This is a genomic window from Stenotrophomonas sp. 107298_Sma (genome assembly GCF_056480345.1).
The window spans coordinates 724,876-748,561 of record NZ_CM151094.1; the positions used below are offsets into that span (position 1 = coordinate 724,876).

Annotated in this window: 21 protein-coding genes and 1 pseudogene; 16 read left to right on the plus strand and 6 right to left on the minus strand. The window is 67.2% G+C overall.

What is annotated here, in order from left to right; genetic code table 11:
* The 8 genes and pseudogenes from ftsW (at window position 1) to lpxC (ending at window position 9,335) form a co-directional block, all read left to right on the plus strand.
* Complete coding sequence (gene ftsW / locus ACZK2G_RS03295) at window positions 1-1,326, plus strand: putative lipid II flippase FtsW (RefSeq protein ID WP_004143661.1); 1,326 nt, start codon at window positions 1-3, stop codon at window positions 1,324-1,326.
* A complete protein-coding gene (gene murG / locus ACZK2G_RS03300; protein WP_337302531.1) occupies window positions 1,323-2,411 on the plus strand; it encodes an undecaprenyldiphospho-muramoylpentapeptide beta-N-acetylglucosaminyltransferase in 1,089 nt (362 codons plus the stop codon). Before ftsW ends, murG begins: the two co-directional genes overlap by 4 nt.
* A 40-nt stretch (window positions 2,412-2,451) precedes the next feature.
* Window positions 2,452-3,888, plus strand: a complete 1,437-nt coding sequence (murC, locus tag ACZK2G_RS03305) for a UDP-N-acetylmuramate--L-alanine ligase (protein WP_253079113.1) — start codon at window positions 2,452-2,454, stop codon at window positions 3,886-3,888.
* Complete coding sequence (locus ACZK2G_RS03310; RefSeq protein ID WP_478474697.1) at window positions 3,885-4,847, plus strand: D-alanine--D-alanine ligase; 963 nt, start codon at window positions 3,885-3,887, stop codon at window positions 4,845-4,847. Before murC ends, ACZK2G_RS03310 begins: the two co-directional genes overlap by 4 nt.
* A pseudogene (locus ACZK2G_RS03315) lies at window positions 4,844-5,521 on the plus strand (cell division protein FtsQ/DivIB); the annotation flags it as partial. The gene ACZK2G_RS03310 and the pseudogene ACZK2G_RS03315, both read left to right, overlap by 4 nt.
* Window positions 5,522-5,589: 68 nt before the next feature.
* On the plus strand, window positions 5,590-6,825 hold the full coding sequence (ftsA, locus tag ACZK2G_RS03320; RefSeq protein ID WP_005408083.1) for a cell division protein FtsA: 1,236 nt from the start codon (window positions 5,590-5,592) through the stop codon (window positions 6,823-6,825).
* 170 nt (window positions 6,826-6,995) lie between these two features.
* Window positions 6,996-8,231, plus strand: a complete 1,236-nt coding sequence (gene ftsZ, locus ACZK2G_RS03325) for a cell division protein FtsZ (protein WP_004143720.1) — start codon at window positions 6,996-6,998, stop codon at window positions 8,229-8,231.
* A gap of 192 nt (window positions 8,232-8,423) precedes the next feature.
* Window positions 8,424-9,335 carry a UDP-3-O-acyl-N-acetylglucosamine deacetylase gene (gene lpxC / locus ACZK2G_RS03330; protein ID WP_046982702.1) on the plus strand — a complete coding sequence of 304 codons (912 nt, stop codon included), beginning with the start codon at window positions 8,424-8,426 and terminating at the stop codon, window positions 9,333-9,335.
* A gap of 282 nt (window positions 9,336-9,617) precedes the next feature.
* Here lpxC and ACZK2G_RS03335 read toward each other — a convergent pair whose 3' ends face one another.
* A complete protein-coding gene (locus tag ACZK2G_RS03335) occupies window positions 9,618-10,067 on the minus strand; it encodes a DciA family protein (RefSeq protein ID WP_012510050.1) in 450 nt (149 codons plus the stop codon).
* Window positions 10,068-10,079: 12 nt separating this feature from the next.
* Here ACZK2G_RS03335 and ACZK2G_RS03340 point away from each other — a divergent pair, with 12 nt between their 5' ends.
* From ACZK2G_RS03340 to ACZK2G_RS03350, 3 genes are all read left to right on the plus strand, one after another.
* Window positions 10,080-11,036 carry a M23 family metallopeptidase gene (locus ACZK2G_RS03340; protein ID WP_012510051.1) on the plus strand — a complete coding sequence of 319 codons (957 nt, stop codon included), beginning with the start codon at window positions 10,080-10,082 and terminating at the stop codon, window positions 11,034-11,036.
* Between the two features lie 249 nt (window positions 11,037-11,285).
* Window positions 11,286-14,018, plus strand: coding sequence for a preprotein translocase subunit SecA (secA, locus tag ACZK2G_RS03345; RefSeq protein WP_337302529.1), 2,733 nt, complete (start codon window positions 11,286-11,288; stop codon window positions 14,016-14,018).
* A 112-nt stretch (window positions 14,019-14,130) separates the two neighbouring features.
* Window positions 14,131-15,087: a Nudix family hydrolase gene (locus tag ACZK2G_RS03350; RefSeq protein WP_046982705.1), complete on the plus strand. Its 957-nt coding sequence runs from the start codon at window positions 14,131-14,133 to the stop codon at window positions 15,085-15,087.
* Between the two features lie 98 nt (window positions 15,088-15,185).
* On the opposite strand, the gene ACZK2G_RS03355 is transcribed toward ACZK2G_RS03350, so the two are convergent.
* Window positions 15,186-15,770: a DUF4124 domain-containing protein gene (locus tag ACZK2G_RS03355; RefSeq protein WP_478474699.1), complete on the minus strand. Its 585-nt coding sequence runs from the start codon at window positions 15,768-15,770 to the stop codon at window positions 15,186-15,188.
* Window positions 15,771-15,810: 40 nt separating this feature from the next.
* Complete coding sequence (metF, locus tag ACZK2G_RS03360) at window positions 15,811-16,638, minus strand: methylenetetrahydrofolate reductase [NAD(P)H] (RefSeq protein ID WP_004143823.1); 828 nt, start codon at window positions 16,636-16,638, stop codon at window positions 15,811-15,813.
* 205 nt (window positions 16,639-16,843) lie between these two features.
* Here metF and ACZK2G_RS03365 point away from each other — a divergent pair, with 205 nt between their 5' ends.
* From ACZK2G_RS03365 to ACZK2G_RS03375, 3 genes are read left to right on the plus strand one after another with little or no spacing between them, the layout of a single operon-like run.
* Window positions 16,844-17,770, plus strand: coding sequence for an alpha/beta fold hydrolase (locus tag ACZK2G_RS03365; protein ID WP_478474701.1), 927 nt, complete (start codon window positions 16,844-16,846; stop codon window positions 17,768-17,770).
* Between the two features lie 36 nt (window positions 17,771-17,806).
* Window positions 17,807-18,856, plus strand: coding sequence for a sensor histidine kinase (locus ACZK2G_RS03370; RefSeq protein WP_136638867.1), 1,050 nt, complete (start codon window positions 17,807-17,809; stop codon window positions 18,854-18,856).
* Window positions 18,853-19,584: a LytR/AlgR family response regulator transcription factor gene (locus ACZK2G_RS03375; RefSeq protein WP_478474702.1), complete on the plus strand. Its 732-nt coding sequence runs from the start codon at window positions 18,853-18,855 to the stop codon at window positions 19,582-19,584. Before ACZK2G_RS03370 ends, ACZK2G_RS03375 begins: the two co-directional genes overlap by 4 nt.
* Window positions 19,585-19,590: 6 nt before the next feature.
* Here ACZK2G_RS03375 and ACZK2G_RS03380 read toward each other — a convergent pair whose 3' ends face one another.
* On the minus strand, window positions 19,591-21,105 hold the full coding sequence (locus tag ACZK2G_RS03380) for an amidohydrolase family protein (RefSeq protein WP_478474704.1): 1,515 nt from the start codon (window positions 21,103-21,105) through the stop codon (window positions 19,591-19,593).
* A 136-nt stretch (window positions 21,106-21,241) separates the two neighbouring features.
* Here ACZK2G_RS03380 and ACZK2G_RS03385 point away from each other — a divergent pair, with 136 nt between their 5' ends.
* Window positions 21,242-21,799: a DUF3228 family protein gene (locus ACZK2G_RS03385; protein WP_046982711.1), complete on the plus strand. Its 558-nt coding sequence runs from the start codon at window positions 21,242-21,244 to the stop codon at window positions 21,797-21,799.
* A 135-nt stretch (window positions 21,800-21,934) separates the two neighbouring features.
* On the plus strand, window positions 21,935-22,543 hold the full coding sequence (locus ACZK2G_RS03390) for an energy transducer TonB (protein WP_248298474.1): 609 nt from the start codon (window positions 21,935-21,937) through the stop codon (window positions 22,541-22,543).
* A gap of 70 nt (window positions 22,544-22,613) precedes the next feature.
* On the opposite strand, the gene ACZK2G_RS03395 is transcribed toward ACZK2G_RS03390, so the two are convergent.
* The gene (locus ACZK2G_RS03395; RefSeq protein WP_478474705.1) at window positions 22,614-23,099 is read right to left on the minus strand and encodes a hypothetical protein; all 486 of its coding nucleotides are present in this window, start codon (window positions 23,097-23,099) and stop codon (window positions 22,614-22,616) included.
* Window positions 23,099-23,572: a Cys-tRNA(Pro) deacylase gene (gene ybaK / locus ACZK2G_RS03400; RefSeq protein WP_046982714.1), complete on the minus strand. Its 474-nt coding sequence runs from the start codon at window positions 23,570-23,572 to the stop codon at window positions 23,099-23,101. The genes ACZK2G_RS03395 and ybaK overlap by 1 nt, the downstream gene beginning before the upstream one ends.
* Between the last annotated feature and the right edge of the window lie 114 nt (window positions 23,573-23,686).

The window sequence follows — 23,686 nt, forward strand, 5'->3', positions numbered from 1 at the left end:
ATGAACGACCTGTCCCGCCAGGCAACACGCCTTGAAGCCATCGAAGGCAGCTACGACAAGTGGCTGCTGGGCGCGATCATCGCGCTCACGGGCATCGGCGTGGTGATGGTGGCGTCCAGCTCGATCGCTTTGATGAGCAGCCCGTTCTACTACCTCAACCGCCACCTGATCTTCCTGGCGGTGGGCATCGTGCTGGCGGTCGTTGCCGCCCGCACCGAGCTGAAGTCCATCGAGCAGTACAACCAGATGCTGCTGCTGGGCTGCTTCGTGCTGCTGCTGGCGGTGTTCGCGCCGGGCCTGGGCAGCACCGTCAACGGTGCGCGCCGCTGGATCAACCTGGGCATCTCCAAGTTCCAGACGGTGGAAGCGGTGAAGGTGCTCTACATCGTCTGGCTGTCCAGCTACCTGGTGCGCTTCCGCGACGAGGTCAACGCGACCTGGCCGGCGATGCTCAAGCCGCTGGGCGTGGCCGGTGCGCTGGTGCTGTTGCTGCTGCTGCAGCCGGACTTCGGTTCGTCCACCCTGCTGCTGGCGATCACCGCCGGCATGCTGGTGCTGGGCGGGGTGAACATGCCGCGCATGTCGATGCCGGTGATCATCGGCCTGGTCGGCATGAGCGCGCTGGCGATCATCGAGCCTTACCGCATGCGCCGCATCACCTCCTTCCTGGACCCGTGGGCCGACCAGCAGGGCGACGGCTACCAGCTGTCCAACGCGCTGATGGCGGTGGGCCGCGGCGAGTGGACCGGCGTTGGCCTGGGCAACTCGGTGCAGAAGCTGTACTACCTGCCGGAAGCACATACCGACTTCATCTTCTCGGTCACCGCCGAGGAGTTCGGCTTCCTGGGCACCTGCGTGATCGTGGCCCTGTACGCGCTGCTGGTCGGCCGCACCTTCTGGCTGGGAATGCGCTGCGTGGAAATGAAGCGCCACTTCTCCGGCTACATCGCCTTCGGCATCGGCCTGTGGATCAGCATGCAGACCTTCGTCTCGATCGGCGTGAACCTGGGCATCCTGCCGACCAAGGGCCTGACCCTGCCGCTGATCTCCTCCGGTGGTTCGTCGGTGCTGATGACCTGCGTGGCGATGGGCCTGCTGCTGCGCGTGTCCTATGAACTCAAGCGTGCCGAGCGTCGCCAGGCCGTGCGTATCGGCGGTGGCGACGAGGCCGTGGCCGATGCACCCGTGGACGCGCCGGCCGCACCGGCTGCGGCCAGCGTGCCGATGAGCGCCGAACCGGTGGCCGCCGCTGCCGGGCCGGCCGCCGCACGTGGCACCAGCCGCCTGCAGTCGCGCATCGAACCGACCTTCGGGAGGCTGTCATGAGCGCAGCCACCAACACTGCACGGCCGGTGATGATCCTGGCCGGTGGCACCGGCGGTCACATCTTCCCCGGCCTTGCCGTGGCCCGCGTGCTGCGCGAGCGTGGCGTGCCCGTCACCTGGATGGGCGCCGATGGTGCGATGGAAACCCGTCTGGTGCCGCAGCACGACATTCCGATCGACACCCTGGCCATCACCGGCCTGCGCGGCAAGGGCAAACTGGCCCTGCTTGGTGCACCGTGGCGGTTGATGCGCGCGCTGCGCGCCGCCGGCATGATCATCCGCAAGCGCCAGCCTCGCGCGGTGGTCGCCTTCGGTGGCTTTGCCTCCGGGCCGGGTGGCATGGCCACGCGCCTGCATGGGCTGCCGTTGATCGTGCATGAGCAGAACCGTGCGCCGGGCCTGACCAACCGCATCCTGTCGCGTTATGCACGCCGCCTGCTGACCGGTTTCCCGGGCACCTTCGCCAAGCGCGAGGAGTTCGTCGGCAACCCGGTGCGTGCCGAAATCGCCGCCATCGCACCGCCGGAACAGCGCTTCGCCGACCGTCATGGCCCGCTGCGCGTGCTGGTGGTCGGTGGCAGCCAGGGCGCGCGGGCACTCAACAACGGCGTGCCGCAGGCGATCGCCGCGCTGGGCGCCGGGGTGCCGCTGCAGGTGCGCCACCAGAGTGGCGAGAAGATGCATGCCGAAGCGGTCGAGGCGTATGCCAAGGCCGGCGTGCAGGCTGACATCACCCCGTTCATTGCCGACATGGCCGAGGCCTTTGCCTGGGCCGACCTGGTGGTGTGCCGCGCGGGCGCTTCGACGCTGGCCGAGCTGTGCGCGGTGGGTGTCGGCAGCGTGCTGGTGCCATTCCCCGCTGCCGTCGACGATCACCAGACCCGCAATGCGGAGTACCTGGTCGAGCGCGGCGCGGCGGTTTTGCTGAAGCAGGACGGAACGCTGGCTGACGGCATTGCCGCACTGCTGCGTGATCTGTCCGAAAATCCCGCCCGCCGCATGCAGATGGCGCAAGCCGCGCGTGCCCTGGCAAAGGTCGATGCCGCCGAGCGCATCGCCGATATCATTCTTGAGGAAGCTGTATGAAGAAGGCATGCCACCGCGCCTGCCCTGCGCGAGGCCGCGCATGATCCGTCGCCTGCACGACACCAACGACCTGGTGCGCGCGTTCCCGCGCGTGCATTTCGTCGGCATCGGCGGCACCGGCATGAGCGGTATCGCCGAAGTGATGCTGACGCTGGGCTATGAGGTGTCCGGCTCGGACAACGCCGACAACGTGGCGACCCGTCGCCTGGCCAGCCTGGGTGCGCGCATCATGCGCGGCCACTCCGCAGCCAACGTGCTGGGCACCGACTGCGTGGTGGTCTCCAGTGCCATCCGCGAAGACAATCCGGAACTGATGGAAGCGCGCAGCCAGCGTATTCCGATCATGCCGCGTGCGGCGATGCTGGCCGAGCTGATGCGCTTCCGCCGCGGCATCGCGGTGGCCGGTACCCACGGCAAGACCACCACCACCAGCCTCACCGCTGCGGTGCTGAGCGAAGGTGGCCTGGACCCGACGTTCGTGATCGGTGGCCAGCTGCTGGCTGCCGGTGCCAACGCCAAGCTGGGCGGTGGACAGTGGCTGGTGGCCGAGGCCGACGAAAGCGATGGCAGCTTCCTGCGCCTGAATCCGCTGATGTCGATCATCACCAACATTGATGCCGACCACCTGGAGAACTACGGCAACGACTTCGCGCGGGTGCAGGCGGCGTTCGCCGAGTTCCTGCAGCGCCTGCCGTTCTACGGCCTGGCGGTGCTGTGCATCGATGATCCCGAAGTGGCTGCGCTGGCCGCCAAGACCCCGCGCCACGTGATGAGCTACGGCATGAGCCCGCAGGCCGACGTACGTGCCGAGAACGTGGTGCAGGAAGGTTCGCGCATGCGCTTCACCCTGCGCCTGCCGCAGGGCACCAGCCAGGAAGTGGTGCTGGCGCTGCCCGGCAAGCACAACGTACTCAACGCGCTGGCCGCCGCTGCGGTGGGCTGGCAGCTGGGCGTTGCGCCGGACGCGATCGCGCGTGCGCTGGAAGGTTTCGCCGGTGTTGGCCGTCGCTTCAACGATCTGGGCGAAGTGACCACCGCCAGCGGCGCCAAGGTCCGCATCATCGACGACTACGGCCATCACCCGAGCGAGCTGGAGGCGGTGTTCGCCGCCGCCCGTGGTGGCTGGGCTGACAAGCGCCTGGTGGTGGCCTTCCAGCCGCACCGCTACAGCCGTACCCGCGACCAGTTCGACAAGTTCGCCGCGGTGCTGTCCAGCGTCGATGCACTGGTGCTGAGCGAGGTCTACCCGGCCGGCGAGGAACCCATTGCCGGTGCCGATTCGCATGCGCTGGCCCGCGCCATCCGTGCGCGTGGCCGCAGCGAGCCGGTGGTGGTGGGCAAGGCCGCCGAGCTGGCCAGCGTGCTGCCGGACGTGCTGCAGGACGGTGACCTGCTGCTGATGATGGGCGCCGGCGACATCGGTGCCGTGGCCACCCACATCGCGGTGGAAGGCTTCAAGGGGGAGAGCGAGGCGTGAGCGCGCTGACCTTCCCGCCGCTGCGAGTGACCGACCCGGCCGTGTTCGGCCGCGTCGCCGTGCTGCTCGGCGGCAGCTCCAGCGAACGCGAGGTGTCGCTGGACTCCGGCCGCAACGTGCTTGAAGCCCTGCAGTCGCGTGGCGTCGATGCGTTCGCGGTGGATGGCATTCCGGCGCTGGCCAAGGCGCTCGCCGGCGGTGGCATCGATCGCGTGTTCAACATCCTGCATGGCCACAACGGTGGCGGTGAGGACGGCATCGTGCAGGGCCTGATGGAGGCCTTCGGCGTGCCGTACACCGGCTCGAACGTGCTGGGCTCGGCGCTGAGCATGGACAAGATCCGCACCAAGCAGGTGTGGCTGTCGCTGGGCCTGCCGACCCCGCAGTACCGGAAGGTCACTGCCGAGGACGTGCACGCCAATGCCGCCGAACTTGGCCTGCCGGTGGTGGTCAAGCCGGCCAACGAGGGCTCCAGCGTGGGCATCAGCCGGGTTACCGATGACGCCGGCCTGGACGAAGCGGTGGCCCTGGCCGCGCGCTACGACGGCCAGCTGCTGATGGAACAGATGGTGGTGGGCGACGAACTGACCGTGGCCATCCTCGGCGATGTCGCGCTGCCGTCGATCCGCATCGTGCCCAAGGGCCAGTGGTACGACTACAACGCCAAGTACATCGCTGAAGACACCCAGTACCTGTGCCCGGGCCTGGACGGTGATGCCGAAGATGAAATCCGCCGCATTGCGCTGGCTGCATTCCGTGCTGCCGGCTGCCGTGGCTGGGGCCGCGTGGACGTGATGCGCGACCGCGACAGCGGCCGCTTCTTCCTGCTGGAAGTGAACACCGCGCCGGGCATGACCAGCCATTCGCTGGTGCCCAAGGCCGCACGCCAGGCCGGCATCGGTTTCGAGGAACTGGTGTGGCGCGTGCTGGAACAGACTCTGGAGGCATCGCACGCATGAACGCGCTGCTGCGCATCTTCGTCTGGCTGTTGGCCCTGTCGGTGGTTGCACTGCCGGTGGTGGCCGTGGTCAATGGCTGGGTCGGCGCCGAGCGCTGGCCGCTGGCGAAGCTGCGCGTGCACGGTGAGTTCAAGCGGGTGCCGGCCGAGCAGTTGCAGCAGGTGCTGATGCCGTATGCGCGCTCCGGTTTCTTCGCAGTCAAGCTGCAGGACGCGCAGGACGCGCTGGAAAAGCTGCCGTGGGTGGAGAGCGCGCGGGTGCGCAAGCAGTGGCCGGACGTGCTGGAAGTGACCCTGGTCGAGCACAAGCCGTTCGCGCGCTGGGGCAACGACCGCCTGGTTTCCGAGCAGGGCAAGCTGTTCCCGACGCCGAAGAAGCTGGCCGACCTGGCGCTGCCCGAACTGGACGGCCCGGACAGCCAGACCGAAGAAGTGATGAAGCTGTACAGCGACTCGCGTGCATTGTTCGCACCGGCCGGCGTGGACGTGCGCCGGGTGACGATGGATGCGCGCGGCAGCTGGTCGCTGGTGCTCAGCAATGGCACCGAAGTGGTGGTCGGCCGCGATGACGCGCGCTCGCGCATGCAGCGCTTCGTCAAGGTGCTGCCGCAGCTCAACCGTCAGGACGCGCCGATCGAGCGCGCCGACCTCCGTTACACCAATGGTTTCACGCTGAGCTGGGGTACCCCGGCCACGTCGGCGAAAACGCCGGCGACCCCGGCCAGAAGCACGCAGGAAAGAACATGAATCGCAAGGGTGACAAATCGCTGATCGTTGGCCTGGACATCGGCACCTCCAAGGTGGTGGCGCTGGTGGGTGAGTACTCGCCGGGCAATCCGATCGAAGTGATCGGCATCGGCTCGCATGAATCGCGTGGGCTCAAGCGCGGCGTGGTGGTGGACATCGAATCGACCGTGCAGTCGATCCAGCGCGCGGTGGAAGAAGCCGAGCTGATGGCCGGCTGCGAGATCCGCTCGGTGTATGCCTCGATCTCCGGCAACCACGTGCAGTGCAAGAACTCGCCCGGCATCGTGCCGATCCGCGACGGCGAAGTGACCTGGGGCGACCTGGATCGCGTGCTCGATGCGGCCAAGGCGGTGGCGATCCCGGCCGACCAGAAGATCCTGCACGCGATTCCGCGCGAGTACGTGCTGGACGATTCGCAGGAAGGCATCCGCAACCCGGTCGGCATGACCGGCGTGCGCCTGGAAGTGCATGCACACCTGGTGGTGTGCGCGCAGTCGGCCGCGGCCAACATCAGCAAGTGCGTGCAGCGCTGCGGCCTGCAGGTGGACGACCTGGTGCTGTCCTCGCTGGCCTCCAGCGTGGCGGTGCTGACCGCCGACGAGCGCGAGCTGGGCGTGGTGCTGGTCGACATGGGCGCCGGCACCACCGACATCGCGGTGTTCGTGCAGGGTGCGATCTGCCACACCGCCTCGCTGCCGATCGCCGGCGACCACGTCACCAACGACATCGCGCACATGCTGCGCACGCCGACCCCGGAAGCCGAGCAGATCAAGGTGCGCTACGCCTGCGCCCTGGCCCAGCTGGCGACTGCCGAGGAGAGCATCCAGGTACCGTCGGTAGGCGATCGTCCGCCGCGTCGCATGCCGCGCCACTCGCTGGCGCAGGCGGTGCAGGGCCGTTACGAGGAAATCTTCGAGATGGTTCAGGCCGAACTGCGCCGCTCCGGCTTCGAGGAACTGGTGCGCGCCGGCATGGTGCTGACCGGTGGTGCTTCGAAGATGGAGGGCGTGGTGGAGCTGGCCGAGGAAATGCTGCAGATGCCGGTGCGCGTGGGCATCCCGCAGCACGTCACCGGCCTGGGTGAAGTGGTCGGCAACCCGGTACACGCCACCGGCGTGGGCCTGCTGCTGATGGGCAGCCAGATCGAGCACCCGCGCCGGCCGTCGCTGCCGACCGGGCGCGCGGGAAGCATGTTCAAGAAACTCAAGACGTGGTTCCGCGGCGAGTTCTGACGCGGAACCGGTAAACCCCGGCATCGCCCGGGCGCAACACCCGCAGTACCCGCAACACAACGCAGCACCGGCAACACACAACCCACACAGCCGCAACGCCGGCATGCAGCAGGAAGGCAGGACGCCCGAATGCCCATGCCAGCCGAAGCGGATACAACGAGGACACGGACATGGCGCATTTTGAACTGATCGAAAAGATGGCACCCAATGCGGTGATCAAGGTGGTTGGCGTGGGCGGCGGCGGCGGCAATGCCGTGGCGCACATGGTCAACTCGGCGGTGGATGGCGTGGAGTTCATCACCGCCAACACCGACTCGCAGGCCATCAAGAATTGTGGTGCCAAGCTGCAGCTGCAGCTGGGTACCAACGTGACCAAGGGCCTGGGCGCAGGCGCGAACCCGGAAGTCGGCCGCCAGGCTGCTCTGGAAGATCGTGAGCGCATCATGGACGCGCTGCAGGGCGCGGACATGGTGTTCATCACCGCCGGCATGGGCGGCGGCACCGGCACCGGCGCTGCGCCGGTGGTGGCACAGCTGGCCAAGGAAATGGGCATCCTGACCGTGGCCGTGGTCACCAAGCCGTTCCCGTTCGAAGGGCGTCGCCGCATGCAGGTCGCGCTGAAGGGCATCGAAGAACTGAGCCAGCACTGCGACTCGCTGATCACCATCCCGAACGAGAAGCTGATCACCGTGCTGGGTCGCAACGCGACCATGATCCAGGCCTTCCGTGCCGCCAACGACGTGCTGCAGGGCGCCGTGCAGGGCATCGCCGACCTGATCGTGCGTCCGGGCCTGATCAACGTCGACTTCGCCGACGTGCGCACCGTCATGTCCGAAATGGGCCTGGCAATGATGGGTACCGGCACCGCCCGCGGTGATGACCGCGCGCAGGCCGCTGCCGAATCGGCGATCCAGAACCCGCTGCTGGACGACGTGAACCTGGCCGGTGCCAACGGCATCCTGGTCAACATCACCGCCGGCGCCGACTTCACCATGGCCGAGTTCGACGAGATCGGCCGAACCATCGACGGCTTCGCTTCGGAAGATGCAACCGTGGTGGTGGGTACCGTGCTCGACCCGGACATGCAGGACGAAGTGCGCGTGACCGTGGTCGCCACCGGCCTGAACCGCGTCTCGGCCAGCAAGTCCCAGCGTCCGGGCGAGCGTGCGCCGATCAAGCTGGTCCGCAACGCCACCACCGGCCAGCCGGAGTTCGGCGAGTTCGACAATGGCGGCGACGCCGTGTCGAAGGCGGTGGGTGGCATGGGCCTGGGCCTGCGTCGTGCCAGCAGCGATACCGCGGCAGCCTCCGCTCCGTCGGCCCCGGCCGCTTCGGCCCCGGCGGCGGCGGAACTGCCGAACGATTACCTGGACATCCCGGCCTTCCTGCGCCGCCAGGCGGACTAAGCGGCCCGGCCCGGGGCTTGTCCTCCCCGGGTTGCGCCACCATGTCCTGAAAACGCGGGCGCCGGGCCAGGATGGGCCCGGCCGCCCTGCTTCACGCGCGTCCTACCGGCGCGCCGGTGTGTCCTGCCGGCGTTTCAGTCGGGGTAGGGGACCCTGCGTGTTAATCTAATGTGTCACTTCCGGTCCACCCCCATGATCCAGCAACGCACCCTCAAGAACACGATCCGCGCCACCGGCGTTGGCCTGCACAGCGGTGACAAGGTCTACATGACCCTGCGCCCGGCACCGGTCAACCATGGAATCGTGTTCCGCCGCGTGGACCTGGACCCGGTCGTGGAAGTGCCGGCCAAGGCTGAACTGGTCACCGAAGTGACCCTGTGCACCGGCCTGACCTGCAACGACGCCAAGATCCAGACCGTCGAACACCTGATGTCGGCGCTGGCCGGCCTGGGTGTGGACAACATCATCGTCGAACTGTCCTCGGCCGAGCTGCCGATCATGGACGGTTCGGCCGGTCCCTTCGTGTTCCTGTTGCAGTCGGCAGGCATCGTGGAACAGGGTGCGCCCAAGCGCTTCATCCGCGTGCTGAAGACGGTGGAAGTGACCGAAGGCGACAAGGTGGCCCGCTTCACCCCGTACGAGGGCTACAAGCTGGGCTTCACCATCCAGTTCGACCACCCGATGATCCCGGCCAAGCAGTCGCGCCAGGAAATCGAGTTCTCGACGCTGGCCTACACCAAGGAAATCTCCCGCGCGCGCACCTTCGGCTTCATGCGCGACCTGGAGTACATGCGCGAACGCAACCTGGGCCTGGGCGGTTCGATGGACAACGCCATCGTGCTGGACGAGTTCCGCGTGCTCAACGAAGACGGCCTGCGCTACGCCGACGAATTCGTGCGCCACAAGATCCTCGACGCGATCGGCGACCTCTATCTGGCCGGTGGCCAGGTGCTGGGCGCCTACGAGGGCTTCAAGTCCGGCCACGCGCTCAACAACAAGCTGGTGCGGGCGCTGATGGCCGACGCCACCGCCTGGGAATGGGTCAGTTTCGACTCCCCGGCCACCCCGGACCCGGTCGAGTATGCGACGCCGGCTTACGCCTGATCATCATAGGCTGTTGAATTCAAAGACAAAAACGCCGCCTTCGAGGGCGGCGTTGTCGTTTCAGGCGCCCGCCGCGCATTCAGCGCGCTTGAGGGGCGTCAAGGCCGGTTCGAGGTCACGGTTTTGTGAACCTGTTGGATCGGAAGCCTGAATTTAACGTAGTTTTAACAACAATCTAACGACAGGGCCCCGGATGGCAGCTAGGATGCGACCCGGCCCCCGAAATGTTTCACGCCGTGGTGACACGCGCGACGGGGAGCGGAGCCGGATGCTCCGTTGTCATCAGGACCGTTTCTTCGGCTTTGAAGGAACGTCCTGCAGGCAAGCCAAGGCGTCGCGTAGCCCTTTGTGCGTGGCGGCTGAAACTGCGTGGGGTCCATTCCGGTTGTCGAGCGCTGGGGAGCGCGTGGGAGTGGAGGACGCAGTCTTGATGGTCACCTTGGTGGCCTTCAGCCCGATGGAACGGGCCGCGTCGAGCAACTGGGCTTCGGCAAGCCGCAACTTGGCATGCCAGACCGGGGATTCGACGAGAAAAACGAGGTGTTCCCCGTCCACATTGGCCAGCCGGCAACGGCTGCGCAGAGGTGGCGGCAACTGGGGGCGCAACTGACGGTCCAGCGCGTCGAGCCACAAGGCACGCCGCAGCGGGTTCCCGCTTTTGTCAGCCATCACCGCATCCAGCGCCGGTTTGGGCTTGGAGGCGGGGCGAACGCTGGATTTCGGCTCAGACATGAAAACTCACTGATGGCATTCAAAAAGATCGTAATCAAAACGCGTGAAGGACAGGCCAAATCGTCGCCCATCGCGCGTTTGCGGTTCTATTTCGAGGACCGCCCCCGTGCCCTGCTGGGCAGCGTGCTCGGGGTAGGCTGCATTATCGGCCTTGCTGGCGGCATTGGCGCCAGCGCGCTGAATGATTCCCGGCTGCAGGCCAAGGTCGAGCGCCAGGACGCGGAGCTGGCCAAGGTCCGGCGCGACGCGCAGACCCAGGTCAACGCGCTGGCAGCCCGCCTTGGCGAGCTGCAGGCCCAGGCCACCCGCCTCAACGCCCTCGGCGAACGCCTGACCCAGATGGGCAAGCTGGAAGACGGCGAGTTCGACTTCAACGAGACCCCCGGCCTCGGTGACGGCGATGCTGGTGGCCCGACCACCGACATCCCGGTCAAGGACGTCAACGCCGACTTACAGGTGCTGGAGCAGCGCTTCGCTGCTTCAGGCCGCCAGCTGTCGGTGATGGAATCGCTGATGTTCGACCACCAACTGCAGCAGAACGCCGTGCCGTCGCGCATGCCGATCCGCAACAGCTACGTGACCTCCGGCTTTGGCACCCGTGCCGACCCGTTCGGCCGCGGTGCGGCCACCCACAAGGGCATGGACTTCCACGCCAGGGTCGGTGACCCGGTGATGGCCGTGGCCGAAGGCGTGGTCAGCTTCTCCGGCGTGAAGGGCGGCTACGGCAACGTCGTCGACGTCGACCACGGCAATGGCTATGTCACCCGCTACGCGCACAATTCGCGCCTGGTGGTGAAGGTCGGCGACCTGGTCCGTGCCGGCCAGGAAGTGGCCAAGGCCGGTTCCACCGGCCGTTCGACCGGTGCCCACGTGCACTTCGAGGTGTGGGAAAACGGCAACGTGGTCAACCCGCGCAAGTTCCTCGGCGACGGCGGCAACACGCCGGTCGGCCGCATCAGCCGCGGCTGAACCCTGGTCTGGGGTCAGAGCCCTTCCGCGCTGCGGAAGGGATCCGACCCCGATCCCGCACGGGGTCGGATCCCTTCCGCAGCGCGGAAGGGCTCTGACCCCATCGCCGAAGGGTTGAAACCTCAGCCGGCCGTCCCAAGCTACAATGGGTGTTGCCATCGACAGGGCGCCAGGCGCCCTGTTTCGTTTGCGACGGACGGATCCCAAGGGGGAGGCCGGGCGTCGTGTCCATCCAACCCGGTTCCTTCAATGATCAACAGCCTGCTTACCCGCGTATTTGGCAGTCGTAACGAACGACAGCTGCGCCAGCTCAACCGCATCGTCGCCAAGATCAATGCGCTGGAGCCGGAGATCGAGAAGCTTTCCGACGAGCAGCTTCAGGCCAAGACGCCGGAGTTCAAGCAGCGCATCGCTGGTGGTGAAGCCCTGGACAAGGTGCTGCCGGAAGCGTTCGCGGTCTGCCGTGAAGCCGGCCGCCGCGTGCTGGGCATGCGCCACTACGACGTGCAGCTGATCGGCGGCATGGTGCTTCACCTGGGCAAGATCGCAGAAATGCGCACCGGTGAAGGCAAGACCCTGGTGGCAACCCTGCCGGTGTACCTCAACGCGCTGGAAGGCAAGGGCGTGCACGTGGTCACCGTGAACGACTACCTGGCCCGCCGCGACGCCGCGCAGATGGGCAAGCTGTACAACTGGCTGGGCCTGAGCGTGGGCGTGGTATACCCGGGCATGCCGCACAGCGACAAGCGCGAAGCCTACGCCTCGGACATCACCTACGGCACCAACAACGAATTCGGTTTCGACTACCTGCGCGACAACATGGCGCTGTCCAAGGCCGACCGCTACCAGCGCGGCCTGCACTACGCCATCGTCGACGAAGTCGACTCCATCCTGATCGACGAAGCGCGTACCCCGCTGATCATCTCCGGCCCGGCCGATGATTCCCCGGAGCTGTACATCCGCGTCAACCGCGTCGTGCCGAACCTGGTCAAGCAGGAAGTGGAAGACGGCGAAGGCGACTTCTGGGTCGACGAAAAGGGCAAGCAGGTGCACCTGTCCGAAGCGGGCATGGAGCACGCCGAGCAGCTGCTGGTCGAGGCCGGCATCCTCAATGCCGAGACCGAAGGCCTGTACGCGCCGCAGAACCTGACGGTGGTCCACCACCTCAACGCCGCGCTGCGCGCGCATGCGATCTACCAGCGTGACGTGGACTACATCGTGCGCGATGGCGAAGTGGTCATCGTCGATGAGTTCACCGGCCGCACCCTGTCCGGCCGTCGCTGGTCCGATGGCCTGCACCAGGCGGTGGAAGCGAAGGAAGGCGTGCCGGTCCAGCGCGAGAACCAGACGCTGGCCAGCATCACCTTCCAGAACCTGTTCCGCATGTACAAGAAGCTGTCCGGCATGACCGGTACGGCCGATACCGAAGCCTTCGAATTCCAGAGCATCTACGGCCTGGAAGTGGTGGTGATCCCGACCAACCGCCCGACCATCCGCAAGGACAGCCCGGACCAGGTGTTCCTCAACCGCAAGGGCAAGTTCAACGCGGTGCTGGCCGACATCGAAGAGTGCGCCAAGCGTGGCCAGCCGGTGCTGGTGGGTACCACCTCGATCGAAACCTCGGAAATGCTGTCCGAGCACCTGCGCAAGGCCGGCGTGAAGCACGAAGTGCTCAACGCCAAGCAGCATGACCGCGAAGCGACCATCGTCGCCAATGCCGGCCGCCCGGCCGCGGTCACCATCGCCACCAACATGGCCGGCCGTGGTACCGACATCGTGCTGGGTGGTTCCCTGGAAGCGGAGATCCATGAGCTGGGCGAGGACGCCACCGATGCGCAGAAGGCCGCGGTCAAGGCCGATTGGCAGCAGCGCCACGAAGCGGTGAAGGCTGCCGGCGGCCTGCACATCGTCGGCACCGAGCGCCACGAATCGCGCCGTATCGACAACCAGCTGCGTGGCCGTTCGGGCCGCCAGGGTGACCCGGGTTCGTCCCGCTTCTACCTGTCGCTGGAAGACAACCTGATGCGCATCTTCGCCTCCGACTGGGTGCAGAAGGCCATGCGCATGATGGGCATGAAGGAAGACGACGTCATCGAGGACCGCCTGGTCAGCCGCCAGATCGAGAAGGCGCAGCGCAAGGTCGAGGCCCACAACTTCGACATCCGCAAGAACCTGCTGGACTTCGACGACGTCAACAACGACCAGCGCAAGGTGATCTACGCCCAGCGCGACGAGCTGCTGGACGCCGAGTCGGTGAAGGACAACGTCGATGGCATCCGCGACGACGTGATCTTCGACATCGTCGCCCGCTTCGTGCCGCCGAACTCGATCGACGAGCAGTGGGACCTGCGTGGCCTGGAAGCGACCCTGGAGTCGGACTTCGGCCTGCAGATGTCGCTGACCGGTCTGGTCAAGGAACACGAGGAGCTGGACGCCGAGGCGATTGCCGCCAAGGTGCAGGAGCGCGTCAACCAGCACTTCGCCGAGAAGGAAGCCGGCGTGGGCGAAGAGACCATGCGCGCGCTGGAGAAGCACGTGATGCTGACCGTGCTGGACCAGAGCTGGAAGGAGCACCTGGCACGCATGGATTACCTGCGCCAGGGCATCTACCTGCGTGGTTATGCGCAGAAGCAGCCGAAGCAGGAGTACAAGAAGGAAGCCTTCGAGCTGTTCTCGGACATGCTGGAGAACGTCAAGCGCGAAGTGGTGACCCTGCTGTCGCGCGTGCGCATCCGCAGCGACGAGGAAGTGCAGGCACTGGAAGCGGCCGAGCGCCAGCAGGTCGAAGCCCGCCTGAGCCAGTCGCAGTTCCAGCACCAGGACGTTGGCAGCTACAGTGCCGACGAGGAAGCGGCGCAGGTGCAGGCCGCCCAGCAGGGCATCGCACAGGCGCAGCGTGACGAGCCGAAGATCGGCCGCAACGATCCATGCCCCTGCGGCAGTGGCAAGAAGTACAAGCACTGCCACGGCCAGCTGAGCTGACCCGAAGAGCCCCGCGAAAGCGGGGCTTTTCTTTCATGGCGGCTGTTTCGCGCGGCTGATCCGGCCAGATCCGAGATTGCGCGGCCCGCCCTGTTCTGGGCATGCTTCCCCCATGCCTTCCCCCACCCGATCGATCCACGTCGTGGCCGCCGTCATCACCGACGCCCGTGGCCGCGTGCTGCTCAACCGCCGTACCGAGAACCGCGACATGGCCGGCCTGTGGGAATTCCCCGGCGGCAAGCGCGAATCCGGCGAAACCTCCGAACAGGCGCTGGTGCGCGAGCTGCGTGAGGAACTGGGTATCGAGGCGGATGTCGGCGAGTGGCTGATGGACGTGCCACAGCGCTACCCGGACAAGCACCTGACCCTGGAAGTGCGCCATGTACGTAGCTGGAAGGGCACCCCGCGCGGGCGCGAGGGCCAGGCGATCACCTGGGTGGCGCCGGACAAGCTGGGCCGCTACTCGATGCCGCCGGCCGACCTGCCAGTGGTGGCCGCCCTGCGCCAGCCCGACAGCTACCTGATCACCCCGGCGCCGGCCGACGATGACAGTGGCATACAGCACTGGCATGAGCAGCTGCAGCGCGCGGTAGGCGCGGGCCAGCAGCGCATCCAGTTGCGCCTGCCTCCGACGCATCCACAGCGGCAGGCGATGCTGGAACAGGCCCTGCGCACGCATCGGCGCAGCGGCGTGCAGTGGCTGCTCAACCGCGATATCGAACTGGCGCGCGCACTGGGCGTGGGCGTGCACCTGGGCAGCGAACAGCTGCTGGAACTGGAGAAGCGACCGCTGCCAGAGGGACAGCTGGTTGCCGCGTCCTGCCATGACCTGCGGCAGCTGCAGGCTGCGCAGCGGCTGGGCTGTGACTTCGCCGTGCTGGGCCCGGTGCAGGCCACGGCCAGCCATCCTGCTGCCACACCGATGGGCTGGGATGCCTTCGCCGCATTGCGCGCGCAGGTATCGCTGCCGATCTATGCACTGGGTGGCATGGGCAGCGGCCACATCGCCGAGGCGCGCCGCCATGGCGGGCAGGGCATCGCTGCGATTCGCGGGCTGTGGCCAGCGTAACGCCGTGCACGCGGGGTCAGAGCCCTTTCCGCTGGAAAGGGATCCGACCCCCACCGGATGCAGTAGATCCACACCATGCGTGGATGAACCCCTCCCGATTACAACGTGATCCAGAAACACCCGTATTGCCGTCGCAATCCCAGCACCGTCGAAGCGCGCGACGCGCTGCCGGGCAGCGTCTGCTCCAGGCGCAGACCGACCGGATGCCGCGCGGCACGAGGCTCAGGGTCGGATCCCTGCGCAACAGGGCTCTGACCCTCCTCCTGCGAGGACGCCAGCGCCTGTGACGGATACACCGGCACCACGTCCACCAACGGCCGCCGCGCCAGCGATTCCAACTGGCCGAGGATGCGTTGTGCGCCTGCGTCGGAGACTGCGCTCCACAGGTACAGCGAAGACAGCCGGTTCACATCGTTGCTGACGATGCCGGTGCGCAGCGCTTCCACCAGCTCACTCAACCGTCGCGGACAGCGCGCGCCCAGGGTATCGCGCGGCATCGTGTTGCCGGCGGGCGCAGGCGGTGGCAACCGCGACCGCGCGCCCATGCTGTCGCAGGGCCGGTCGGTGTAGACACTCTGGCCCTGCGCATCGGTGCAGCGGTTCAGGCGCATGGACTGCGCATGGGCAGCGCTCGTTGCCGACCACAGTGGCAACAGCATCAGCAGGAAGAAAAGCCGGTTCATCGACGCAGGGTAGCGCCGTTCAAGGCGATGTGGCGTGCTTTCAGCCCTGCAGCAGCTTCAGCACCGAGGTGGTCGGCTTGGCCAGATTCAGGGTGTAGAAGTGCAGGCCGGGCGCGCCGCCTTCGATCAGCCGTTGGCACAGCCGGGCCACCACTTCGGTGCCGAATGCACGCACCGATTCGGCGTCATCGCCATAGGCCTGCATCTTGCGGCTGATCCAGCGCGGAATCTCCGCACCACACTGCTCGGAGAAGCGGCGCAGCTGGCTGAAGTTGGCGATCGGCATGATGCCGGGGGTGATCGGTACCTGCACACCGAGCCGGCGCACTTCATCGACGAAGTGGAAGTAGGCATCCGGGTTGAAGAAATACTGGGTGATCGCCGCATCGGCACCGGCATCGATCTTGGCCTTGAAGTGCTTCAGGTCGGCCAGTGCGTCGGAAGCCTGCGGGTGCGTTTCCGGATAGGCACCCACTTCGATGTGGAACGCATCGCCGTGCTCGGCACGGATGAAGTCGATCAGTTCGGCGGCATAGCGCATGTCGCCGGGGAAACCCATGCCCGAGGGCAGGTCGCCGCGCAGCGCGACCAGACGCCGGCAACCGATCGCGCGGTACAGCTTGAGCAGCTCGCGGATTTCCTGACGGGTGCCGCCGACGCAGGACAGATGTGGTGCGGCATCGAAGCCATGGTGCTGGTTGAGGTGGCGCACGGTCTCCGAGGTATAGCTCAGGGTCGAGCCACCGGCACCGAAGGTGCACGACACGTACTCGGGGCCGTAGTCCTTCAGCTTGGCGGCGGCGCGGTCCAGCTGGCTGCGCTGTTCGTCGGTCTTGGGCGGATAGAACTCGAAGCTGATGGCGGTCATGGCACGGGCGGCAGCGGCGGGTGCGGACCAGTATATCTCTTCATCAAGATAGATGTTGTCAATTTTGTGCGGGTGTACATCGTCCGCGGCCTGCGACCGTTCGCCCCGGCGCCCGGCCGTTGCTCCGGAATCGCAACCGGGGTGCCGCCGCTGCGGCCACGCTGACCTCAGACCCGGCAACACCCACCCGATGAAGGAGCAGACGATGAAGATCTTCCTGGCACTCTGGTACGCACTGAAGGCGCTGGCCCGGCTGGTCATGATCGGCATGGCGATGGCCGTGCTTGGCTCCGGTTCGGCCCATGCGGCCGCCGCCACCGGCACCGGCAAGGTGCAGGTCGAGGTAGTCGGCAACGGCCGCCCGCTGCTGCTGATCCCCGGCCTGAACAGCAGCGCTGAGGTCTGGCGCGAGACGTGCCTGGCGCTGAAGGATGTGCAGTGCCGCCTGGTGCAGCTGCCCGGCTTTGCCGGCGCCGCACCGGCCGATCCGCGCCCGGCCGAATTCCTGCCGGCGATGCGTGGGCAGCTGCTTGCCTACCTGCATGACCAGCACCTGGGCCCGGTGGTGGTGATCGGCCACAGCCTCGGTGGCCTGCTGGGGCTGCAGATGGCGCAGGCCGAGCCGGCGGCGGTCAGCGCACTGGTGGTGGTCGATGCGTTGCCGTTCCTGCCGGCCGCGCGTGACCCGAACGCCACGGCTGACAGCGTGCGGCCGATGGCCGACCAGCTGCGCAAGGGCATGCTCGCCGCCGATGCCGCGCAATGGCAGGCGCAGTTGAAGGCAGGTCTGCCGGGGATGACCCGCGATCCGCAGCACCAGGCGGAGCTGGGCCGCTGGGGCGAGGGCAGCGACCGCCAGACCACGGCCGATGCCATGCATGCGGTGATGACCACCGACCTGCGCGGCAGCATCGCCTCGATCAGCGCACCAACCCTGGTGCTGGGCAGCTGGGCCGGCTACCAGCCGATGGGCGCTACCGAGGACAGCACCCGGGCGGTGTTCCAGGCCCAGTACGCGAAGCTGCACGGCGTGCAGATCGCGATGAGTGCGCGGGGCTTCCACTTCCTGATGTGGGATGATCCGCGCTGGTTGCAGGAGCAGGTGCAGCGTTTCCTCGCCGCACATCCCTGACCGTTGTCCGCCCTCCTGCCACCGCCGAGAGCCCGCATGGACGCCACCACGTCATCCCGTCGTTTCTGGACACTCAACGCGTTGGCGTGGGCCGGCTACGCGATGTACAGCCTGTGGGTCGGGATGCGGATCGGGGGCGGCGTACTGTTCAGCGGCGTGGCCTTGATCAGCGTCAGCATCGCGGTCACGCTCTGGCTGTGCAGCGGTGCATTGCGTTCGGTCGCGCTGCGCCAGCGCTGGTGGGACGGCGGGCTGGGCCTGCTGGTGTTGAAGCTGGCTGCCGGGGTGATGATCGGCGCCAGCGTTGCACAGGCGGTGACGGCTGCACTGCTGCTGCCGTCGCTGGCACTGGACTGGGTGCGGTTGCCCGGAGGGCACGCCGACTACCAGTGGTCCTCGCTGCTGGTGTACTGGATGAACACCGCGCTGTTCCTGCTGATGTGGACCGGCCTGTGGGCCGGCCTGCATGGCCTGCGCCGCGCACGCCACAGTGAGCTGGCCCGCCTGCGTGCCGAAGCCGAGCGCAGTGCGCTGGAACGCGATGCCCTGCGCGCACGGCTCAATCCGCACTTCATGTTCAACGCGTTGAACAACCTGCGTGCCTTGATCCTGGAAGATCCCGAGCGCGCACGCGACATGGTCACCCGCTTGTCGCGCACGCTGCGCCAGGCGCTGGCGCACAACCGCAGCGAGCAGGTGACTCTGGCCGAGGAACTGGCGGTGGTCGACGACTATCTCGCCATCGAGGCGATCCACTTCGAACAGCGCCTGCAGGTGCAGCAGCACATCGATGCCGATGCCACGCAGGCGCAGTTGCCGGCGATGGCGTTGCAGCTGCTGGTGGAGAACGCGATCAAGCACGGCATCGCCAGTCGCCCGGGTGGTGGTGACGTGCAGATCCGTGCCACGCTGGACAATGATGTGCTGCGCCTGCAGGTGGACAACCCACTGGGCGGCGTCAGCGAGCCCACGCATGGCCATGGCGTCGGCCTGGCCTACCTGCGTGCCCAGCTCGGCACGCGCGGTCGTTTCATCCTGCAGCCGGTTGGTGACCGCATGCAGGCCCTGCTGGAGATTCCGCAATGAGTGGCGTGCTGCGCGTGTTGATCGTTGATGATGCGCGGCTGGCGCGGCAGGAGCTGCGCACGCTGCTGTCGGCGCTGCCGTGGGTGCAGTGCGTGGGCGAGGCCGACGATGTGCCTGCCGCACGCGAGGCGATCGCCATGCTGGCACCAGACCTGGTGCTGCTGGACGTGCAGATGCCCTCCGGCAGCGGCTTCGATGTGCTGGATGGTCTGGAGACGGTGCCGGCCGTGGTGTTCGTCACCGCCTACGACACCTACGCAGTGCGCGCGTTCCAGGCCAATGCGCTGGACTACCTGGTGAAGCCGGTGGAAGCGCCGCGCTTGCTGGAGGCGCTGCAGCGGGCGCGTGAGCGAGAAGTCGTGGCGGCAGAAACGCCGGAATCGCGCGGCACGCTGGGCGCGCAGGACCAGGTGTTCGTGCGCGAGGGTGAGCGCTGCTGGTTCGTGGCGGTGTCCGAAATCCGCCGGCTGGTGGTGGATGGCAACTACACGCGGCTGTGGTTCCGCGACCAGAACGCCCTGCTGACCCGCAGCCTGAGTGCGCTGGAAGCACGCCTGCCGCCGGATCTGTTCTTCCGTGCCAACCGCAACACGCTGGTCAACCTGCGGCGCATCCGTGGTGTGACGCCCAGCATCGGCGACGGCTACGACCTGGCACTGGATGACGGCAGCGAGGTGGAGGTGTCGCGGCGGCAGGCGCGTGAACTGCGCGAGCGGATGGCGTTGTAGCTGCCGCTACAGCTCGGCACTGACCGGGCTGGTGATGAAGCCCCACAGCAGGCGCGCCATCACCGCCGGTGAACGTGCCTGCGCACGAGCGTAGGCAAGCAGTGCATCCAGCCGCGGGCGGTCGTAGAGGTGCCCGGCCAGAAGCACCGCGTGCACACGACGGGTGTTGGCGGTGTCCTGGAGCGGATTGCCATCGAGCAATACCAGGTCGGCGGCTTTGCCGACTTCGACACTGCCATGCAACGCCTGTAGGTCAAGATGGCGCGCCGCGTGCAACGTTGCCGCGCGCAGCACCTCGGCCTGGCTCAGGCCTGCCTGCCGCAGCCACTGCAGTTCATCGTGATAGCGCAAGCCGCCCAGCCCGGTATCGGTGCCGACCAGCACGCTGACGCCGGCACGGTGCGCGGCACCGGTCAGGACCAGTCCATGCGCGAAGTACGCCTTCAACGCGTCTTCGCCGCGCAGGCCAGGATAGCGTTCGGTGGTGGCCGTCAGATCATCGCGCCATGCCCAGCGCGAAAGTGGATCGAGATAGGCCAGGCGTGGATCGTTGATGAAGGCGGGGTCGCGTGCACGCGCATCCTCTTCGCGGGTGACATGGGTGGGTACGAACGCGGCGCCGCTGGCCTGCATCAAGCCGAATGCCTCATTGCACACGGAAGGCTGATAGCCGCCGACCATGCGTTCGGCCAGTGCGGTCGGGTCTTCGCCATCCAGCGTACCGCCGCGCCACGCGGCGGCGTTGTCGAAGCAATGACGCACGAACAGATGGGCGTGTTCGAAGCTGCGCTGGCCTGCCTGCGCCGCGTCTTCCAGAGGCACGGCCCTGGGCAGGTGGCCGACCAGCGGACGGCGCAGCTGCTGCGCCTCGGTGGCCAGCCGCTGGTAGGTATCCGCACGCAGCCGGTTGTAGACCTTCAACGCGTCGACGCCGCGCGCGCTGTACGTGCGTGCACGCTCGGCGGCGGCCTCCGGCGCAAGCGACGGATCTTCGAAGTAGAAACTGGCGATCTGCACGAAGCGCGGTGCCGCCTGCTGCCCGGCAATGGCCTGTGCGGTCCAGCGGCGCTTGTCGGCCACGCAGGCGATCAGCGGATCGGCAGCCTGCGGGCAGTCCATCATGTCGCGGGTGCCGGTGATGCCGTTGGCCAGCATCAGCGGGAACTGCAGCTGCGGCGACAGCTGCAGGGCGTGGGTGTGCATGTCCCAGAAGCCGGGCAGCAGCCAGCGGCCACCGGCGTCGAAGACCGGCAACGCTGTATCGGCAACGCCTTCGCCGACGGCGGTGATCGTGCCGTTGCGGATGGTGACCGTGGTGGGTTCACTGGCTTGGCCGCGAATGACGTCCACCACCCGCGCATTGATGATCATCCGGTTGTCGCCGACCTCGGGCAGCGGCGGTGCACGCAGCGGCCAGAGCAGGGCGGCGATGAACAGCAATGGCGGTGCCAGCAGGACGACCGCCAGCACCTTCAGCCATCGGCGGCGGACGGGGTGGGGCAACGCGCGTGCTGCTTCCATGAGCCGGCGATCCTTGCGGTGGGTCGTGCGCAGGGTGCGGCAAGAGGGCGGGGGATGCCAGTGACCATCGGCATGCCGTCCTCCCTGGCGCCGGGGCGGTTACCCTGTGCAGCGGATTCCCTGACCACGCCGCGCCATGTCCATCGTCCTTACCGATTTCGCCCGTCCCCGCCTGTTCCCGCGCGTGCCGCGCGGCAACACCATCCAGGACTGCACTGCCGAGCAGTTCGAGGCACACCTCAATGCGCACGCGCCGCTGAAGGTACTCGACGGCTACGCCCCGTTCTGCAAGTTGTTCGTCTATGAGAACTGGACCAGCACGCGCTGCCTGACGGTGCCGGTCACCGACGCCAACCGTCATCTGCTGCGTAGCGGCTACGAGGCACGCAATCGCGAGGAGCTGCCGGTGCTGGTGCGCTGGTTCGAGGGTGTGGAGTCGCCGCGTGCGAGCTACCTGGTGGTGATCCTGTACAGCGCCGAGCAGCTGGCGAAGGAAGGTTCACCGATCGAGGCCGACTGGGGCATCGTCGGCTGCATCTACACCGCCGAGCCCGAGGAAGTGCCGATGGCGCCGATCACGATGATGCGCAATGCGCTGGGCGTGGAAGAGGGCGGCTCGGGCGTGCCGCTGGATCGCGAGGCCTACCGGCGTTCCGTCCAGTTCTGGGAGAACAACGCCAACTGGCGTCCCTGACTCGGATCTCCGTAACGCGGGGCGCTGACCCGATCATTCGACCCCATGCGCCCGTGCCATGCCCGGCTGATCTATGATCGGGCCAGACCAACGCACGGAGGGCGGAGCATGGGTACCTGCGCAAGGATGATCCTGATGGTGCTGGCTGGCCTGCTGCCGGCCACCACAGCACTGGCGGCGGCGCCGGTTGCAGAGACGGCCTGTTCGCCCTTGGCGGCGGTTCCGGGACTGCGCGACAGGGGCGTGACCGCGTTGTCGATGCGGCCCGAGGGGGGGCGTTGCGTGGTCGAGGTGACCGCTGCCGGCGGCAAGGCGCTGCTTCGGCAGCAGCAGATGCTGAATGTACTGGCACAGCACGCCTGTGCAGCGCCTGCGGAGGTGACAGTGGACGGCGCGCAGATGTCTCTTCAGTTGCGCCTGCCGAAGCATTGCGCGGCGCGCGGCGGCCGGGACCTGTTCGCGGGCGAGGGCATCCCGTGGATGCAGCCACGCGGCGTGTCGCCACGCTACCCACCAGAGGCCATGCAGCAGGGACTTTCCGGACGCAGCCAGCTGAAGGCGCTGATCGATGCGCAAGGAACCGTTGCCGCGGTGATCGTGGAGACCTCCAGCGGCTACGCGCTGCTGGATGAAGCGGCGGTGGAAGAACTGCGCGGCTGGCGTTTCGTCCGCGCCGACGCGAAGAGCACGGTGCCGGAGTTGACCATCGTGCGCGTGCCGATGCGGTACGAATTGGTGGAGTGATAGCGATCCACGCACGGCCCGGAGCTGCGCGCTGCCGCAGTAGCGCCACGCCATGCGTGGCTGCATCCCGTCAGGCGGCCATCCACTCCCACCAAGGGTAGTGGTACTCGCGGTCGATGGCCTGCCAGTGCCGGGCGCACTGTGTGCAGGCAACCGCGTGGCACTCGCCCCAGCCACCTTCGGCTTCGCCCACCGAAAGCAGCCGCATCTGCCCCTGTTCAAGCAGACGACGGGGATCGAAGAACGGGTAGCCGGGATTGAGCGCACACAGGCAACCCTCGCGCGCACGCCAGTAGCGCAACCGTTTCAGCGCGGCTTTCAGGTGCGCCTGATTGCTGATCAGCATGCCACCGAGCGCGATGCCCTGGCAGCGCTGCTCGATCAGGTCCGCCTGCGTGGCCAGTGCTTCCAGCGAGGACGCGCTGAACAGCCGTGCGACCGTGCGTGCGGCGTTGGTGATGCGCGCGCCGTCGCGCGACAACAGGTCCTGCAGCAATACATCGGCCTGTGCGTCCTCAAGGCGGGGCGGTAGTGCGGCGGACCACGGCCAGCGCATCAGCGCGCCTTGCCGATGGCAGCGAAGTGGCCGACGGTCAGGCGCAGCAGATCAGCCGGTGCCAGTTCCACTTCCAGTCCGCGGCGCCCGGCGCTGACATGCAGCGTGGGCAGTGCCTGCGCACTGGCATCCAGGAACGTGCGCAGGCGCTTCTTCTGCCCGAGCGGGCTGATGCCTCCGACCAGGTAGCCGGTCGCGCGCTGTGCAGAATCGGCGGCGGCCATCTCGCACTTCTTGCAGCCGGCCGCTTCGGCCAGCGCCTTCAGGTCCAGCTGGCCGGCCACCGGCACGATCGCCACCAGCAGTTCGTGTGTCTCGGTGCTGGCCAGCAGGGTCTTGAACACCTGGGCCGGGTCGAGGCCGAGCTTGTCGACGGCTTCTCCGCCATACGATTCGGCGTGGGCGTCGTGCACGTAGCTGCGCACGGTGTGGGCGATCTTCTCGCGCTTGAGCAGGTTGATGGCCGGAGTCATGGGCACATCGTAGCGTGGCGTGGAGGCGTTGCCTTGACCGAGGCTCGCCCCTCGGTCCGGTGGACGCGTGGTGCATGGCTCCACGCAAACGCAGAACGGGCGCCCGAAGGCGCC

Excerpts from the sequence above, each read along its gene's own strand:
- ftsW (WP_004143661.1), top strand. The coding sequence starts at position 1 with ATGAACGACCTGTCCCGCCAGGCAACACGCCTTGAAGCCATCGAAGGC.
- murG (WP_337302531.1), top strand. The coding sequence starts at position 1,323 with ATGAGCGCAGCCACCAACACTGCACGGCCGGTGATGATCCTGGCCGGT.
- murC (WP_253079113.1), top strand. The coding sequence starts at position 2,452 with ATGATCCGTCGCCTGCACGACACCAACGACCTGGTGCGCGCGTTCCCG.
- ftsA (WP_005408083.1), top strand. The coding sequence starts at position 5,590 with ATGAATCGCAAGGGTGACAAATCGCTGATCGTTGGCCTGGACATCGGC.
- ftsZ (WP_004143720.1), top strand. The coding sequence starts at position 6,996 with ATGGCGCATTTTGAACTGATCGAAAAGATGGCACCCAATGCGGTGATC.
- lpxC (WP_046982702.1), top strand. The coding sequence starts at position 8,424 with ATGATCCAGCAACGCACCCTCAAGAACACGATCCGCGCCACCGGCGTT.
- ACZK2G_RS03335 (WP_012510050.1), bottom strand. The coding sequence starts at position 10,067 with ATGTCTGAGCCGAAATCCAGCGTTCGCCCCGCCTCCAAGCCCAAACCG.
- ACZK2G_RS03340 (WP_012510051.1), top strand. The coding sequence starts at position 10,080 with ATGGCATTCAAAAAGATCGTAATCAAAACGCGTGAAGGACAGGCCAAA.
- secA (WP_337302529.1), top strand. The coding sequence starts at position 11,286 with ATGATCAACAGCCTGCTTACCCGCGTATTTGGCAGTCGTAACGAACGA.
- ACZK2G_RS03350 (WP_046982705.1), top strand. The coding sequence starts at position 14,131 with ATGCCTTCCCCCACCCGATCGATCCACGTCGTGGCCGCCGTCATCACC.
- ACZK2G_RS03355 (WP_478474699.1), bottom strand. The coding sequence starts at position 15,770 with ATGAACCGGCTTTTCTTCCTGCTGATGCTGTTGCCACTGTGGTCGGCA.
- metF (WP_004143823.1), bottom strand. The coding sequence starts at position 16,638 with ATGACCGCCATCAGCTTCGAGTTCTATCCGCCCAAGACCGACGAACAG.
- ACZK2G_RS03365 (WP_478474701.1), top strand. The coding sequence starts at position 16,844 with ATGAAGATCTTCCTGGCACTCTGGTACGCACTGAAGGCGCTGGCCCGG.
- ACZK2G_RS03370 (WP_136638867.1), top strand. The coding sequence starts at position 17,807 with ATGGACGCCACCACGTCATCCCGTCGTTTCTGGACACTCAACGCGTTG.
- ACZK2G_RS03375 (WP_478474702.1), top strand. The coding sequence starts at position 18,853 with ATGAGTGGCGTGCTGCGCGTGTTGATCGTTGATGATGCGCGGCTGGCG.
- ACZK2G_RS03380 (WP_478474704.1), bottom strand. The coding sequence starts at position 21,105 with ATGGAAGCAGCACGCGCGTTGCCCCACCCCGTCCGCCGCCGATGGCTG.
- ACZK2G_RS03385 (WP_046982711.1), top strand. The coding sequence starts at position 21,242 with ATGTCCATCGTCCTTACCGATTTCGCCCGTCCCCGCCTGTTCCCGCGC.
- ACZK2G_RS03390 (WP_248298474.1), top strand. The coding sequence starts at position 21,935 with ATGGTGCTGGCTGGCCTGCTGCCGGCCACCACAGCACTGGCGGCGGCG.
- ACZK2G_RS03395 (WP_478474705.1), bottom strand. The coding sequence starts at position 23,099 with ATGCGCTGGCCGTGGTCCGCCGCACTACCGCCCCGCCTTGAGGACGCA.
- ybaK (WP_046982714.1), bottom strand. The coding sequence starts at position 23,572 with ATGACTCCGGCCATCAACCTGCTCAAGCGCGAGAAGATCGCCCACACC.